The sequence below is a fragment of the Streptomyces zhihengii genome, assembly GCF_016919245.1.
Classification (GTDB): domain Bacteria; phylum Actinomycetota; class Actinomycetes; order Streptomycetales; family Streptomycetaceae; genus Streptomyces; species Streptomyces zhihengii.
Window position 1 is genome coordinate 4,838,106 of record NZ_JAFEJA010000001.1, and the last position, 15,654, is coordinate 4,853,759.

14 protein-coding genes and 1 tRNA gene are annotated in these 15,654 nt (G+C 73.4%); 12 read left to right on the forward strand and 3 right to left on the reverse strand.

The window, feature by feature from the left end; all coding sequences use genetic code 11:
* The first annotated feature begins 3 nt into the window (after nucleotides 1–3).
* From galU to JE024_RS20515, 7 genes are all read left to right on the forward strand, one after another.
* Nucleotides 4–936, forward strand: a complete 933-nt coding sequence (gene galU, locus JE024_RS20485) for a UTP--glucose-1-phosphate uridylyltransferase GalU (RefSeq protein ID WP_205374976.1) — start codon at nucleotides 4–6, stop codon at nucleotides 934–936.
* Nucleotides 937–940: 4 nt separating this feature from the next.
* Nucleotides 941–2,242: a molybdotransferase-like divisome protein Glp gene (gene glp / locus JE024_RS20490; protein ID WP_205374977.1), complete on the forward strand. Its 1,302-nt coding sequence runs from the start codon at nucleotides 941–943 to the stop codon at nucleotides 2,240–2,242.
* A gap of 73 nt (nucleotides 2,243–2,315) precedes the next feature.
* A complete protein-coding gene (gene moaC / locus JE024_RS20495) occupies nucleotides 2,316–2,807 on the forward strand; it encodes a cyclic pyranopterin monophosphate synthase MoaC (protein WP_205374978.1) in 492 nt (163 codons plus the stop codon).
* Nucleotides 2,804–3,340 carry a MogA/MoaB family molybdenum cofactor biosynthesis protein gene (locus tag JE024_RS20500; protein WP_205374979.1) on the forward strand — a complete coding sequence of 179 codons (537 nt, stop codon included), beginning with the start codon at nucleotides 2,804–2,806 and terminating at the stop codon, nucleotides 3,338–3,340. Before moaC ends, JE024_RS20500 begins: the two co-directional genes overlap by 4 nt.
* Entirely contained in the window at nucleotides 3,337–3,990 is a 654-nt protein-coding gene (locus JE024_RS20505; RefSeq protein WP_205374980.1) for a GNAT family N-acetyltransferase, read from the forward strand. The genes JE024_RS20500 and JE024_RS20505 overlap by 4 nt, the downstream gene beginning before the upstream one ends.
* A gap of 136 nt (nucleotides 3,991–4,126) precedes the next feature.
* A complete protein-coding gene (gene sepX / locus JE024_RS20510; RefSeq protein WP_205374981.1) occupies nucleotides 4,127–5,251 on the forward strand; it encodes a divisome protein SepX/GlpR in 1,125 nt (374 codons plus the stop codon).
* Between the two features lie 106 nt (nucleotides 5,252–5,357).
* A tRNA-Ala gene (locus JE024_RS20515) sits at nucleotides 5,358–5,431 on the forward strand.
* Between the two features lie 199 nt (nucleotides 5,432–5,630).
* Here JE024_RS20515 and JE024_RS20520 read toward each other — a convergent pair.
* Complete coding sequence (locus JE024_RS20520) at nucleotides 5,631–6,116, reverse strand: GNAT family N-acetyltransferase (RefSeq protein WP_205374982.1); 486 nt, start codon at nucleotides 6,114–6,116, stop codon at nucleotides 5,631–5,633.
* Between the two features lie 88 nt (nucleotides 6,117–6,204).
* Between JE024_RS20520 and JE024_RS20525 the strand changes: the two genes are divergently transcribed.
* Complete coding sequence (locus JE024_RS20525) at nucleotides 6,205–7,002, forward strand: exodeoxyribonuclease III (RefSeq protein WP_205374983.1); 798 nt, start codon at nucleotides 6,205–6,207, stop codon at nucleotides 7,000–7,002.
* Nucleotides 7,003–7,060: 58 nt separating this feature from the next.
* Here JE024_RS20525 and JE024_RS20530 read toward each other — a convergent pair whose 3' ends face one another.
* Nucleotides 7,061–7,690, reverse strand: coding sequence for a MerR family transcriptional regulator (locus JE024_RS20530; protein WP_205376641.1), 630 nt, complete (start codon nucleotides 7,688–7,690; stop codon nucleotides 7,061–7,063).
* A 184-nt stretch (nucleotides 7,691–7,874) separates the two neighbouring features.
* Between JE024_RS20530 and JE024_RS20535 the strand changes: the two genes are divergently transcribed.
* The 3 genes from JE024_RS20535 to JE024_RS20545 are packed head-to-tail and all read left to right on the forward strand — an operon-like array spanning nucleotide 7,875 to nucleotide 11,220.
* Nucleotides 7,875–9,437, forward strand: a complete 1,563-nt coding sequence (locus JE024_RS20535) for a flavin-containing monooxygenase (protein ID WP_205374984.1) — start codon at nucleotides 7,875–7,877, stop codon at nucleotides 9,435–9,437.
* Entirely contained in the window at nucleotides 9,434–10,342 is a 909-nt protein-coding gene (locus JE024_RS20540; protein WP_205374985.1) for an alpha/beta fold hydrolase, read from the forward strand. The genes JE024_RS20535 and JE024_RS20540 overlap by 4 nt, the downstream gene beginning before the upstream one ends.
* Nucleotides 10,339–11,220, forward strand: coding sequence for an SDR family oxidoreductase (locus JE024_RS20545; RefSeq protein WP_205374986.1), 882 nt, complete (start codon nucleotides 10,339–10,341; stop codon nucleotides 11,218–11,220). Before JE024_RS20540 ends, JE024_RS20545 begins: the two co-directional genes overlap by 4 nt.
* Nucleotides 11,221–11,402: 182 nt before the next feature.
* On the opposite strand, the gene JE024_RS20550 is transcribed toward JE024_RS20545, so the two are convergent.
* Nucleotides 11,403–14,714: a S41 family peptidase gene (locus JE024_RS20550; protein ID WP_205374987.1), complete on the reverse strand. Its 3,312-nt coding sequence runs from the start codon at nucleotides 14,712–14,714 to the stop codon at nucleotides 11,403–11,405.
* Nucleotides 14,715–14,947: 233 nt separating this feature from the next.
* Here JE024_RS20550 and JE024_RS20555 point away from each other — a divergent pair, with 233 nt between their 5' ends.
* Nucleotides 14,948–15,523: a TetR/AcrR family transcriptional regulator gene (locus JE024_RS20555; protein WP_205374988.1), complete on the forward strand. Its 576-nt coding sequence runs from the start codon at nucleotides 14,948–14,950 to the stop codon at nucleotides 15,521–15,523.
* The last annotated feature ends 131 nt before the right edge of the window (nucleotides 15,524–15,654 follow it).

Genomic DNA, 15,654 nt, shown 5'->3' on the forward strand with positions numbered 1-15,654 from the left:
CGCATGACTCAGTCGCACCCCAGGATCAGCAAGGCTGTCATCCCCGCCGCCGGCCTCGGCACCCGGTTCCTGCCGGCCACGAAAGCCACGCCCAAAGAGATGCTGCCTGTGGTCGACAAGCCCGCGATCCAGTACGTCGTGGAGGAGGCCGTGTCGGCCGGTCTCTCCGACGTCCTGATGATCACGGGCCGCAACAAGCGCCCCCTGGAGGACCACTTCGACCGCAACTACGAGCTGGAGGAGGCGCTCACCCGCAAGGGCGACAACGGCCGGCTGGCGCGGGTGCAGGAGTCGAGCGACCTCGCCACCATGCACTACGTCCGCCAGGGCGACCCGCGCGGTCTCGGGCACGCCGTGCTCTGCGCCGAACCGCACGTCGGCGACCAGCCCTTCGCCGTGCTGCTCGGCGACGACCTGATCGACCCCCGCGACCCGCTGCTCTCCCGCATGGTCGAGGTCCAGGAGCGGGAGGGCGGCAGCGTGATCGCCCTGATGGAGGTCGACCCGGCCCAGATCCACATGTACGGCTGCGCCGCCGTGAAGCCGACCGGCGAGGGCGACGTCGTCCTGGTCACCGACGTGGTCGAGAAGCCGGACCCGGCCGAGGCGCCCAGCAACCTGGCGATCATCGGCCGCTACGTCCTCGACCCCGCGATCTTCGCCATACTGCGGGAGACCGCCCCCGGCCGCGGCGGCGAGATCCAGCTCACCGACGCCATCCAGAAGCTCGCCGACGCCCATGAGCACGGCTCCGCGACGGCCGGCGGAGCGCCGGGCGGGGGCCCCGTGCACGGCGTCGTCTTCAAGGGCCGCCGCTATGACACCGGTGACCGGGGCGACTATCTGCGTGCCATTGTCAGGCTCGCGTGCGAACGTGAGGACCTGGGGCCGGAGTTCCGGTCCTGGCTGCGCAGTTTCGTGACCGAGGAGATGTAACACCGTGAGCAGCACGATCTGGTCGGTGGACGACCACCTGGAGGACATCCTCTCCGCGATCCGGCCGCTCGACCCGATCGAGCTGCAACTGCCGGACGCGCAGGGCTGTGTCCTGGTCGAGGACGTCACCGTCCCGGTCGCGCTGCCCCCCTTCGACAACAGCTCCATGGACGGGTACGCCGTCCGGGTCGCCGATGTGGCGGGCGCGAGCGAGGAGTTCCCCGCCGTGCTCACGGTCATCGGTGATGTCGCGGCCGGCAGCGACGGCCTGCCCACGGTGGGCCCGGGGCAGGCGGCTCGCATCATGACGGGCGCCCCGCTGCCCCCCGGCGCCCAGGCGGTCGTCCCCGTCGAGTGGACGGACGGCGGCACCGGCGGGGGCGCCGCCAGCACCATGAGCCCCGCCGGCCAGGCGCCGGAGGGCGCGAGCGGGGAGGTGCGGGTGCACCGCCCGGCCGGGGAGCGCGCCCATGTGCGCGCCCGCGGCAGCGACGTCCAGGCCGGTGACCTCGCCCTCGCCGCCGGCACCGTGCTCGGGCCGCCGCAGATCGGGCTGCTCGCCGCCATCGGCCGCGGCACCGTCCGGGTGCGGCCCCGCCCCCGGGTGGTGGTGCTGTCCACCGGCAGCGAACTGGTCCAGCCGGGGGAGAAGCTGGCCGAGGGTCAGATCTACGACTCCAACAGCTTCGCGCTCGCGGCGGCCGCCCGTGACGCCGGCGCGATCTCCTACCGGGTCGGCGCGGTCACCGACGACGCCGAGACCCTGCGGTCCACCATCGAGGACCAGTTGATCCGCGCCGATCTCTTGGTCACCACCGGCGGCGTCAGCGTGGGCGCCTACGACGTCGTCAAGGAGGCGCTCGCCTCGGTCGGCGACGAGGACGTGCCCGGCAGCGGCATCGACTTCCGCAGGCTCGCCATGCAGCCGGGCAAGCCGCAGGGCTTCGGCTCCATCGGCCCCGAGCACACCCCGCTGCTCGCGCTGCCGGGCAACCCGGTCTCCAGCTATGTCTCCTTCGAGTTGTTCGTACGCCCCGCGATCCGCGCCCTGATGGGCCTGCCCGACGTCCACCGGCCGACGGCCCGCGCGGTGCTCGCCGCCGACAAGGCGCTGACCTCGCCGGACGGCAAGCGCCAGTTCCTGCGGGGCACGTACGACCAGGAGGCGGGCAGCGTCGCCCCCGTCGGCGGGTCCGGCTCGCACCTGGTCGCCGCCCTGGCGCACGCCGACTGCCTGATCGTCGTCCCGGAGACCACCACCTCGGTGGAGCCCGGCGCCGGTGTCGACGTGGTCCTCCTGGGGTGACGGCCCCCGCGTGGCGGTACCGTGTCTGCCCACACAAGGCCCTCTTGGGGCCGGATCGGGAGCACAGGCGCACATGAGTACGCAAGGCAGGCTGACGCACATCGACGAGGCGGGGGCGGCCCGTATGGTCGACGTCTCCCAGAAGGACGTGACCGCCCGCACCGCCCGGGCGACGGGCCGAGTCCTGGTGTCGCCGCAGGTCGTGGAGTTGCTGCGGGGCGAGGGGGTGCCGAAGGGCGACGCCCTCGCCACGGCCAGGATCGCCGGGATCATGGGCGCCAAGCGGACCCCCGACCTGATCCCGCTCTGCCACCCGCTCGCGGTCTCCGGGGTGAAGCTGGACCTCTCGGTCGCCGACGACGCGGTCGAGATCGCCGCGACGGTGAAGACGACGGACCGCACCGGCGTCGAGATGGAGGCGCTGACGGCGGTGTCCGTCGCCGCCCTCACCGTCGTCGACATGGTGAAGGCCGTGGACAAGGCCGCCGTCATCACCGGCATCCGGGTCGAGGAGAAGACCGGCGGCAAGTCCGGGGACTGGTCCCGCGAGGGGAGCCCGTCGTGAGCGCTGCCGGCGCTCCCTACCGCGCCCTGGTCGTCACGGCGTCCAACCGGGCGGCGGCCGGCGTGTACGAGGACCGGGGCGGCCCGCTGGTCGCCGAGGGGCTGCGGCGGATGGGGTTCGCCGTCGACGGCCCCCGCGTCGTCCCCGACGGGGACCCCGTCGGGCAGGCCCTCCGTGACGGGATCGACGCCGCGTACGACGTCGTCGTCACCACCGGCGGCACGGGCGTCTCGCCGACCGACCGCACACCCGAGGTCACCCGGGCGCTGCTCGACCACGAGGTTCCCGGCATCCCGGAGGCGATCCGGGCGTTCGGGCGCGAGAAGGTGCCGACGGCGGCGCTCTCGCGCGGTGTCGCCGGTGTCGCGGGCCGCACGCTGATCGTCAATCTGCCCGGCTCCAGCGGCGGGGTGCGCGACGGTCTCGCCGTCCTGGAACCGCTGCTCGGCCACGCGGTCGACCAGATCCGCGGCGGCGACCACCCCGGCTCCGGCACGGGAGCGGGCCCCGGCGAGGCGCCGAAGCCCTCATGAACGTCACCTGGCCCGTGATCCTGGCGGACGGCGACGTCGTCCTCCGCCCCATAAGAATGCGCGACCAGCGGATCTGGCGTGAGGTCAACCGCCGCAACCGCGAGTGGCTGCGCCCCTGGGAGGCCACGATCCCGCCGCCCGCCCCGGGCGGCCCGGTGGCCCAGCGTCCGACGTACCGTCAGATGGTGCGCCATCTGCGGTCCGAGGCGAACGCCGGGCGCATGATGCCCTTCGTCATCGAGTACCAGGGCCGTCTGGTGGGGCAGTTGACGGTCGCCGGGATCACCTGGGGCTCCATGTGCTCGGGCCATGTGGGGTACTGGGTCGACCGCGAGGTGGCGGGCCGGGGTGTCATGCCGACGGCGGTGGCGCTCGCCGTGGACCACTGCTTCCGGGGCGTCGGCCTGCACCGCATGGAGGTCTGCATTCGCCCGGAGAACGGCCCCAGCCGGCGGGTGGTGGAGAAACTCGGATTCCGCGAGGAAGGGCTGCGGCCCCGCTATCTCCACATCGACGGCGCCTGGCGCGACCATCTGGTCTTCGCGCTGACCGCCGACGAGGTGCCGGAAGGTCTGCTCCGGCGCTGGCACCAGGCACGACGTCGGAGCCGGCCGGGATCGCCACCCGGAACGGCCCAGGAAATAAAATAAATGTTCGAAATAACTCGGCGGAGCGCACGAACCGGTCCCGGTAATCACAAAAAAAGTCCGTGATATCAGCCAGATCGTGCGACACACCGGGCCAATTGGCGGATGTCGTTGCGCAAATCCCTCTACGGTGTGTTGCGTGAGCAGCAGCGGCCTCATCTACGCAGTCATCGTCGGGGCCTGGGCCGCCTACTTGGTGCCGATGTGGCTCCGCAGGCAGGACGAGCTGAACGAAGCCCGTCCGACGGAACGCTTCTCCACCGCCATCCGGCTGTTGTCCGGCCGGGCGGGAATGGAGCGGCGCTACGCCAGGGAACTGCGGGGACGCGCGGCCGAGCAGCCCGAGTACGACGTCGACCCGGACGCGCCCACGGACCGTTTGAGTTCCGTGGACGTCCGGGCCTTCGCCGCGCCCCGAATCGAAATGCGCCCGGAGGCCCCCGCGGGGGCCGCTTCCGGCGCGCCCCGGCCGGAGTCCGCGGACGCCCCACGCCCCCGCAGGGGCGACCGGGCCCGCAAGGACGCCCGTCCGAACCGCGCGGCCGCGGAACGCGCGCGGCGCAGTCTGGTGCTGGCCCGCCGCAGACGGACCACCACGCTCCTCTTCGTCGCGTTCACCGTCGGCGCGATCGTGCCCGCGGTCGGCGGGCTCGGCTTCCTGTGGGCGCCCGCGCTGCCCGCGGTGCTGCTGAGCGGGTACATCGTCCATCTGCGGGCCCAGGAGCGGCGCCGGTTCGCCTTCGTCATGGACCGGCGGCAGGCCGAGGTCGCGGCGCAGCGTCTCCGGGAGAACCGGCCGCGCCGCCACCCGTCCGACGCCGCCGCGGCCGAGCCCGACGAGGAGCCTGCCGCACCGGCCGAGGCCGAACCGGAGCCGGTGGTGTCGCCCCAGGAGGCGGGCCGCCGCGCCCTGGTCGAGCAGACGGACCACGCGGAGTGGGTGGACCAGCAGCGCCAGCGCGGCCCGGCCGCGGGTGACAGCTGGGACCCCGTGCCCGTGCCGCTGCCCACCTATGTCACCGCCCCCGTCGCCCCCCGGGCGTCGAGCGGCGTGGACGTCACCGATCCGGAGACCTGGAGCGCGGCCCGCTCGTCGGCTGCCGGACCCACCGGCACGTCGCACGCCGAGCAGCGCGACCAGCCGCAGGCGGAGGCACCGGCCGGCCGCAGGCCCCCGCAGCAGCGCCGCTCCCGCGACCGGGGCCGTACGCCGCTGTTCGACCAGTACGCGGACGACGACCGGCCGCGCGCGGCCAATGAGTGAGACCGGGTGAGCCCGCTCCCGGCGGCGTTCGTGACCTGCGAGGCCGTCGCCGGGAGGCGGATTTTTGAGCACCGCGATCGGGGTGCTAGAGTTTCACTCGTTGCAAGGGCCTGTGGCGCAGTCTGGTAGCGCACCTCGTTCGCATCGAGGGGGTCTGGGGTTCAAATCCCCACAGGTCCACAACAGATGAAGTCCCCGCCGGATCCGTCCGGCGGGGACTTCGTCGTTTCCGGGTGCGGTGCCCGGCGGGCCGCCGCACCTCCGTGGTGGCGTAACTCACATTCCGGGGCGTGGCCTTGGCCGCGGGTCCCGGAGCGGACGTGCGACGGCCCCGGCGCGATGCGCCGGGGCCGCGTCCACGAAGGCCGGTCAGGGCCGGTCAGCGCCGGGTCAGGGGCTTGGCCATGCAGCGGCTGCTGTCCTCGAACCGGTAGTGGCCGAACTTCGCGCAGGGCTCGTAGCCCGCCGAGCTGTAGAGGGCGATGGCCTCGGGCTGCATGTCGCCCGTCTCGAGGACCATCCGGGTGCGGCCGGCCGCGAGGGCGTCCTCCTCCAGGGCCGCGAGGATGCGCCGGGCGAGGCCCAGGCCGCGTGCCGCGGGGATCACGTACATCCGCTTGAGCTCGGCGTCGCCGTCCGCGTAGCCCATCGGGTTCTCGTCCTGGGTGCGCCAGCCGCCGGTGGCGCAGGGGCGCTCGCCGTCGTAGGCGATGAGATACAGACCACGCGGCGGCAGGAACATCGTGGCGTCCAGCGGTGTCGCGTCCCCCTCGCCGTCGCCGTAGCGCCGGATGTACTCCAGCTGCACCTCGTCGTTGAGGGTGATGGCGTCGGGGTGGTCGAAAGCGGTGACTCGGAGCTGCATGTTGAAAAGCGTACGGCCATGCGGGCGGGCACCCGGGCGGGTGGTCTCGCGTTCCGGGGCGGGCTCCGCGGGTGGGTAGGGTGCAGCAATGCTCACCGTGACCTCCGTGAATGTGAACGGCCTGCGCGCCGCCGCGAAGAAGGGCTTCGTCCCGTGGCTGGCCGAGACCTCGGCGGACGTGGTCTGCCTCCAGGAGGTGCGCGCCGAGGCGGCCCAGCTCCCCGACGAGGTGCGCAGCCCCGAGGGCTGGTTCACCGTGCACGCCCCGGCCGCGGCCAAGGGGCGCGCGGGCGTCGCCCTCTACACCCGGCGCGAGCCGGACCGGGTGAGCGTCGGCTTCGGATCGTCGGAGTTCGACGGCAGCGGCCGCTATGTCGAGGCGGACCTGCCCGGGGTCACGGTGGCGAGCCTGTACCTGCCCTCCGGCGAGGTCGGCACCGAGCGCCAGGACGAGAAGGTCCGCTTCATGGACGCGTTCCTGGAGTACCTCCGGGAGCTGCGCAAGCGCGCTGCGGCGGACGGCCGGGAGGTCGTGGTCTGCGGCGACTGGAACATCGCCCACCAGGAAGCGGACCTGAAGAACTTCAAGGGCAACCGGAAGAACTCCGGCTTCCTCCCCGAGGAGCGCGCCTGGCTCACCAGGGTGTACGAGGAGGCGGGCTACGTCGACGTGGTGCGCGCCCTGCACCCCGGTCAGGAGGGCCCGTACTCGTGGTGGTCGTACCGCGGCCGGGCGTTCGACAACGACACCGGCTGGCGCATCGACCTCCAGGTGGCGACGCCCGGGCTGGCGGCCCGGGCCGTGAAGGCCTGGGTGGAGCGGGCCGCGACGCACGAGGAGCGGTGGAGCGACCACGCGCCGGTGAGCGCGGTCTACGGGCTCTGAGGCCCGCGCCCCGGCCCGGCGGGGGCTCCGGCCGCTGCCCGGCCCCGTGCGAGGTGGGTCAGCGGTCCTCGGGGGAGCCCGCCAGGCGGCGGTCCATCGCCATGGACAGCTCCGCGTCCACCACGCTCTTGGCGAGCGGGCGCAGGCGTTCCGCGTCGGGCTCCTTGGCGTGGGCGGCCAGGGCGTCGAAGAACAGGTCCGCCAGTGCCTCGGTGTGCTCGCGTATCCGCCGGCCCGACTCCAGGACGACGGCCAGGGGTATCCCCTCGCGGACCAGCGCGGCGGACACCTCCAGCAGCCGGCGGCTGATGTGGACGATCTCGTCGCCGTCGATCGCCAGATAGCCGAGCTCCAGGGCCCGGGAGAGGTTCTCCGGGGTGACCTCGCCCTCGAAGTAGTCCGCCAGCGCCTCGGGGGTCAGGCGGACGGGGGTCTCCTCGGTGGGCTCCACGAGCCCGAGGGCCTCGCCCATGTCGCGGCCGCTCTCCAGCGTCGTGGCCAGGTCGGCGATGCCGTTGAGGGTGTGGCCGCGCTCCAGCAGGGCGGCGATCGTCCGCAGCCTGGCCAGGTGGTGTTCGTCGTACCAGGCGATGCGGCCCTCGCGGCGCGGCGGCTGGATCAGCCCGCGTTCCCGGTAGAAGCGCAGGGTGCGCACCGTGATGCCGGCCTCGTCGGCCAGCTCCTCCATGCGGTACTCACGCGGTCCAGTCACACCCGCAGCCTATGTTGTACCGCCGGTAACTTGTGGGGTCGTACCCCTACCGCTCGGTAGGCCACTGCTCTACCCTCCCAACCATGCCAGTGATTGCTGGCAGCGTTCATGAAGGAACGGCTACACGGGACGTTCGGCGGTTTCAGCAGGAGGCGGCGGTATGACCGAGCAGCAGCACGAGCATGTACGAGTGGCGGTGATCGGATCCGGATTCGGCGGCCTCGGGGCCGCGGTCCGGCTGCGCCGCGAAGGGATCACGGACTTCGTCGTGCTGGAGCGCGCCGACTCGGTGGGCGGCACCTGGCGGGACAACAGCTATCCGGGCTGCGCCTGCGACGTCCCGTCCCACCTGTACTCCTTCTCCTTCGCGCCGAACCCCGACTGGCCGCGCACCTTCTCCGGCCAGGAGCACATCCGCGCCTATCTGGAACACGTCACGGACACCTTCGGGCTGCGCCCCCATGTGCGCCTGAACCACGAGGTCCTGATGATGCGCTGGGACGGCGACGCGTCCCGCTGGGAGATCGAGACCTCGCAGGGATCGCTCACCGCGGACGTCGTCGTCTCCGCCACCGGCCCGCTGTCCGACCCGAAGACGCCGGACGTCCCGGGCCTGGCCGGCTTCCCCGGCAAGGTGTTCCACTCCGCGCGCTGGGACCACGACTACGACCTGACCGGCAAGCGCGTCGCCATGATCGGCACCGGCGCCTCGGCCATCCAGATCGTGCCCGCGATCCAGCCGAAGGTCGCCGGGCTGACGCTCTTCCAGCGCACGCCCCCGTGGGTGATGCCGAGGGTGGACCGGCGGATCTCCGGCGCCGAGCGCTGGCTGCACCGGCAGCTGCCGTTCACCGGCACGGCCCGGCGCGGTCTGCTGTGGGGCATCCGGGAGCTCCAGGTGCAGGCGTTCACCAAGCGCCCCGGCGAGCTCGGACTGGTCGAGCGGCTGGCCAAGGCCAACATGAACAAGGCGGTCAAGGACCCGGAGCTGCGGGCCAAGCTGACGCCCTCCTACCGGATCGGCTGCAAGCGGATCCTGCTGTCCAGCACGTACTACCCGGCGCTCGCGCAGCCCAATGTGGATGTCGTCGCCTCCGGTCTGACCGAGGTGCGCGGCTCGACGCTGGTCGCGGCGGACGGCACCGAGACCGAGGCCGACGTGATCATCTTCGGCACCGGCTTCCACGTCACCGACATGCCGATCGCGGAGCGGGTCGTCGGCGCCGACGGGATCACGCTCGCCGAGGCGTGGAAGGACGGCATGGAGTCGCTGCGCGGCGCCACCGCCGCGGGCTTCCCCAACTGGATGACGATCATCGGGCCGAACACCGGCCTCGGGAACTCGTCCATGATCCTCATGATCGAGTCCCAGCTCAACTACATGGCCGACTACATGCGCCAGCTCGACGTGCTCGGCGAGGGCAGCGTGCTCTCCGCCCGCCCCTCCGCCGTCCACGCCTGGAACCGGCGGGTGCAGGAGCGCATGAAGCGCACCGTCTGGAACACCGGCGGGTGCACGAGCTGGTACCTCGACGCCAGCGGCCGCAACACCACCATCTGGCCCGGCACCACCACCGAGTTCCGCAGCGCCACCCGCTCGGTCGACCTGGCCGAGTACGAGGTGACCAGGGCGGCCCGGCACAGGCCGCTCGCCCCCGTGGGGGCGGCCGCCCCGGCCGGCGAGGCCGACGGCGGCGCGAAGGACACGGAGGCCGTCGCATGAGCCGTCTCCTCCGCCGCGCCGGCGCGCCCCCGGTGGCCGCGCGCGAGCTGGCCGCCGTCTCGGCCGACGGCTCGCGCGTCCATGTCGAGGTCCACGGCCCCGAGGGCGCGCCCACCGTGGTGCTGGCCCACGGCTGGACCTGCTCGACCCACTTCTGGGCCGCCCAGATACGCGACCTGGCCACGGACCACCGCGTCGTCGCCTACGACCAGCGCGGTCACGGCCGCACCCCGCTCGGGGCCGTTGGCACCGAGCGGCTCGCCGACGACCTGGAGGCCGTGCTCACGGCCGTCCTCGCCCCCGGGGAGAAGGCCGTCGTCGCCGGCCACTCCATGGGCGGCATGACGATGATGGCCGCCGCCCGCCGGCCGGCCTTCCGCGAGCACACGGCCGCCGCCCTGCTGTGCAGCACGGGCAGCGCCCGGCTCGTCGAGGAGTCGCTGGTGCTGCCGATGCGTGCGGGCCGGGCGCGGACCCGGCTCACCCACCTCGTGCTCGGGGCGAAGGCCCCGCTCGGCCCGGTCACGCCGGTCTCCCGGCGCATCCTGCGCTACGGGACGATGGGCCCCGGATCCGCTCCGGAGCGGGTGGACGAGTGCTCCCGGATCGTGCACGCCTGCCCCCGCGCCGCCCGGGTGGCCTGGTCGCAGGTGCTCGGGGAGCTCGACCTGGACGAGGGCGTGCGGGCGCTCGACGTCCCCACGGTGGTCGTCGCCGGCACGGTGGACCGGCTCACCCCGCTGGTGCACGCCAAGCGTCTCGCCCTCGACCTGCCGCAGTGCCTCGGACTCGTCGAGCTGGAGGGCGTGGGCCACATGACCCCGGTCGAGGCCCCCGAGGTCGTCACCGCCAAGATCCGTGAACTCGCCGGCACGTACCTGACGGAGAAGGAGAAGGCCGCATGACCAGAAGGAGCCTCGAAGGACAGGTCGCGGTCGTCACCGGCGCCGCCCGCGGAGTCGGCGAGCTGCTGGCCCGCAAGCTGTCGGCGCGCGGCGCGAAGGTGGCGCTCGTCGGCCTGGAACCGGACGAGCTGAAGCAGGTCGCCGCCCGGCTGCACACCGAGTGCGAGCACTGGCACGCGGACGTCACCGACCACGAGGCGATGGCGCGGGTCGCGCAGGAGGTCAAGGAGCGGTTCGGCAAGGTCGACATCGTGGTGGCGAACGCGGGCGTCGCCTCGGGCGGCCCGTTCGCCGACTCCGACCCGGTCGCCTGGCGGCGGGTCATCGAGGTCAACCTGATCGGCAGCGCCGTCACCGGCCGGGCGTTCCTGCCTGTCCTGGTGGAGAGCCGCGGCTACTTCCTCCAGATAGCCTCGCTCGCCGCGATCACCCCGGCGCCCATGATGTCGGCGTACTGCGCCTCCAAGTCGGGCGTGGAGGCCTTCGCGCACAGCCTGCGGGCCGAGGTCGGCTACCGCGGCGTGCGGGTCGGCGTCGGCTACCTGTCCTGGACCGACACCGACATGGTGCGCGGCGCCGATCAGGACGACGTGATGCGGGAGCTGCGGCAGCGGCTGCCGTGGCCGTCGAACCGCACGTATCCGCTGGGGCCCGCCGTGGACCGGATCGTCGCGGGCATCGAGCGCCGGTCGGCCCATGTGTACGCCCAGTGGTGGCTGCGCGGCATGCAGTCGGTGCGCGGGTACCTGCCGGGGATCATCGCCACCGTGGGGCAGCGCGAGATGCGCCGCTTCGGGCCGCGGCTCGGCGGGGTGTCCAAGGGGCTGGTGGGCGCGGGCGGAGCGGCCGACGAGGCCAAGCGGACCGCCGACCGCTGACCGCGGGCGGCCTCCCGCGCCGGGGGCGCACCCGCGACAGCGGGCGGCCCCCGGCGCGGTACGCGACAGCACCCGGCCCCGGTAAGCACCCCTGCCCCGGTGCGCGCGCCCCGGTACGAGCGGGCGCGACCGCCCCGGAACGGGCCGCCGCCCCGCGTCAGCCGTGAGTCGGCCGCGCTTCGTCAGCCGCGCGGCGGCAGCTCGGGGCGGCGCAGGTCCGGGACGGCGGAGTAGTCCGGGGGCAGCGCCGCCGGGGAGGACCTGAGCAGGTCCGTGGCCAGCCGGATCGCGTCGTCCATGTCGGTGTGGCGTCCCTCCGCCCAGTCCAGCGGGGTGCGGAGCGCGTACAGGTCCGGTTCCACGCCGTGGTTCTCGACCGACCAGCCGTACGCGTCGAACCAGGCCGCGTTCATCGGCACGGTGATGACGGTGCCGTCGATCAGCCGGTGACGGCCCGTCATGCCGACCACGCCGCCCCAGGTGCGGGTGCCCACCACCGGGCCGAGGCCCAGCAGGCGGAACGCGGCGGTGATCATGTCCCCGTCCGACGAGGTGGCCTCGTCCGCGATCGCGACCACCGGGCCGCGCGGCGCGTTGGAGGCGTACGACACGGGCTGGGCGTCCCGGGTCAGGTCCCAGCCGAGGATCTTCCTGGTCAGCTTCTCGACGACCAGTTCGCTGATGTGCCCGCCCGCGTTGCCGCGCACGTCCACGATCAGCGCGGGCCGTGACACCTCCAGCCGCAGATCGCGGTTGAACTGCGCCCAGCCCGAGCCGCCCATGTCGGGGATGTGCAGGTAACCGCACCGGCCGCCGCTCAGTTCCCGGACGACCTCGCGCCGCTTGGCGACCCAGTCCTGGTAGCGCAGCGGCCGCTCGTCGACCAGCGGCACCACGGCCACCCGGCGGGCCGGGCCCTCGCCGTCCGGTGACTCGAAGGTGAGCTCCACCGTGGTGCCCCCGGCCGCGGACAGCATCGGGTACGGCCCGGCCACCGGGTCGACCGGGCGCCCGTCGACATGGGTGAGCGCCGCGCCCGCGCGGATCCCGGTGCCCGCCAGCGGGGAGCGCGCCTTGGAGTCGGACGAGTCGCCGGGCAGGATCCGCTTGACGATCCACCTCCCGTCCCGGCACACCAGATTGGCCCCGAGCAGGCCCATCGCCCGCTGGTAGTGCGAGGGGCCCTCGTTGCGCCGTGCCGGGGTCACGTACGCGTGCGAGGTGCCGAGTTCGCCGAGCACCTCGCGCAGCAGATCGGCGAACTCGTCCGGCGAGGCGACCCGTTCGACCAGCGGCCGGTACTGCTCCAGCACCCCGTCCCAGTCGATGCCGCACATGTCCGGTTCCCAGAAGTAGGCGCGGATGAGGCGCCCGGCCTCGTCGTACGCCTGGCGCCACTCGGCGGCCGGGTCGACCTCGTGGAGGATCCGGCGCATGTCGAGGTAGACCGTGGAGTCGCCGTCGCCCGGCTCGGTGGCGGGCACGGCCCGCAGCTCGCCCTCGTCGACGACCACGAGCCGGCTGCCGTCGTTGCTGACCGAGAACCAGTCCAGATGGTCGACGAGCTGGCTCCTGCGGGCCTTGGAGAGGTCGAAGTGCTCCAGGGTGGGCCGCCCCGAGGTGTCGGCCGGGTTGGCGAAGGTCTCGCCGAGCGCGCCCGAGATCGGCCAGCGCAGCCACACCAGGCCGCCGCCGTCGACGGGGTGCAGCGCGGAGTACTTGGAGGCGGTGACGGGGAACGGCACCACGCGGCTCTCCAGGCCCTCCGTCTCCACCGTCACCGTGCCGTCGCCGCTCTCGTCCAGGGGATCGAGCCCGCCCGCGGCCGGGCGGCCCTCGGGGGTGAGCGCGAAGGGCGACGGGGTCGCCGAGGAGAGCGGCACGAGGTAGGGCCGGCAGCCCAGGGGGAACGACAGGTCGCCGGTGTGCACGTCGTAGACGGGGTCGAAGCCGCGCCACGACAGGAAGGCGAGGTAGCGGCCGTCGCTGGTGAAGACCGGGTTCTCGTCCTCGAAGCGGCCGTCGGTGACGTCGACGACGGTGCGGTCCGCGATCCTGGCGATCCGGATCTGCCGCAGCGAGCGGCCCACACCGGGGTGCGACCAGGTCAGCCAGGCGCCGTCCGGGGAGAAGGCGAGGTCCTTCACCGGCCCGTTCTCCGAGCGGACCAGTTCGGTGACCTCGCCGGTGCCCTCCTCGGCGGTGTCGACCAGCAGCAGCCGTCCGTCGTGGGCGGCGACCGCGATCCGCTCGCCCTCCGGGTCGGGTGTCATCTCCAGGACGCGCCCCAGCCCGCCCTGCGCCAGGCGCCGGGGAGGCCGGTCGCCGCTGGCCCGCGGCAGGTACGCGATCTCGACGGCGTCCTCGCCCCCGGCGTCGGTGACATAGGCGACCTGGCCGCCGCTGCCGAGCATCTCCGGCAGCCGCACCCGGACGCCCGGGGTGTCGGCGATGGTCCGCGCGGGCCCGTCGCGGTGGGTGAGCCAGTACAGGCTGCCGCGGACGCCGACCGCGCTCGCCCGGCCCGTCTCGTCGACCGACAGGGCGTCCACATGCCCCGCGGCCGGCACCTGGTAGGTGCGCCGGCCGGCGCGGGGGCCGCCGAGCCGCACCTCCAGGCGGCGCGGGACGGAGCCCGCGGTGAGCTCGTCGACGATCCACAGCTCGCCCGCGCACTGGTAGACGACCCGGCCGCCGTCGCTCGACGCGTGCCGGGCGTAGAAGGCGTCGTGGTCGGTGTGGCGGAGCAGACCGGTGCCGTCGGGCCGGCAGGAGTAGAGGTTGCCGACGCCCTCGTGGTCGGAGAGGAAGGCGATCCGGCCGCCGGTGCCCGGGTCCCAGCGGTCGGTGCCGGGGCCGCGGACGAACATCGGGCAGTCGAGGTGCCCGTCGATGTCCGGCAGCAGCCGTTCGCCGTGCAGCCACAGCCGGCCCGTGGCGCCGCCCCGGTAGCGCTTCCAGGCGGCCGGCTCGTGCGGCGGCTTGCCGGTCAGCAGCAGGGTGCGGCGTTCGCAGCCGGTGCCGCCGGCCCGGGCGGGGGCGTCGGCGACGTCCGTGACGGCGATGTCGGAGACCGGGCCCCAGGGCAGCCGGCCGCCGGGCGCCCCGTCGACGGGCACGCTGTAGGCCCAGGAGAAGTAGGAGAACGGCTGGCCGTGCGAGGAGACGGCGAGGATCTGCCCGTCCGGGGTCCAGCCGCACACCCGGGTGTCGGTCGAGCCCCAGTAGCCGAGCCGCCGCGCGGGCCCGCCGTCCACCGGCACCACATGGATCTCCGGGTCGAGGCTGCGCCAGTTCGTGTAGGCGATCCGGCTGCCGTCGGGGGAGAAGCGGGGATGGCCCACTCTGGTGCGGTCCACGGTGAGCCGCCAGGCCCGGCCCGGCCGCTGTCCCTCCGGCGCCAGGGGGGCGACCCAGAGGTCGTCCTCGGCGGCGAAGCACAGCACGTCGTCGTGCAGATGCGGGAAACGGAGATACGCGCCGTGGTCACTCACCCCCCAATGCTTTCCGCGCCCCGGGGGTGCGGCAACTCGTGGCACCGGGTGGATTCCGGGGGCGGCCAGGGGGCTGCCCGCACGCCGGCGTGACGGCCCGAGGGCGCGGCGGGGACGGCCCCGGGTGCGGCGTGACCCACTCCACAAGCGAAACGGTTTCGTTTCGCTGGACCGGTGGGATACCTTCGAGGTGTACGAAACCGTTTCGTTCAGCGACGCCCGGGGAGGACGCCATGACCACGCGCAGCAGGCTGACCCCCGAGCGTGAGACAGAGCTGTACACCGCGGTGCTCGACCTGCTGCGCGAGGTCGGATACGACGCCCTCACCATGGACGCCGTCGCCGGCCGCACCCGTGCCAGCAAGGCCACCCTCTACCGCCAGTGGGGGAGCAAGGCCGAGCTGGTCGTCAAGGCGATGAGGCACAACAAGCCCGCCGGTTTCGGCGACATCGACACCGGCAGCCTGCACGGCGACTTCCACGCGATGCTCGACCGCACGGACGACTGTCAGATGGAGAAGGACTCCGCGCTGATGCGGGGCCTCGCCCAGGCGATCCACACCAACCCCGATCTGCACGAGGCGCTGCGCGACCTGCTGATCGAGCCCGAGATGTCGGGGCTCGACGTGCTGCTGCGCAGAGCCGTGGACCGGGGCGAGATCCGGCGCGACAATCCGGCGCTGGGCTATGTCGTCCACATGATGATCGGGGCCTTCGTGGCCCGCCAGATGATCGAGGACCGGACACCCGACCGGGCCTTCCTGACCGACTATCTGGACGCCGTCGTGCTCCCCGCACTCGCCGCCTGATCACCCAAGGTCCCGGAGTCTCCCCACTCCGGCCTCTCGGAGCCCCCACCTCCGCGGTCCCCTCTCCCCGGATCAACCAGCACGATCCGCTCACCCGCAGCACCTGACGCGCGCCGCTCTCGTCGTCGGGC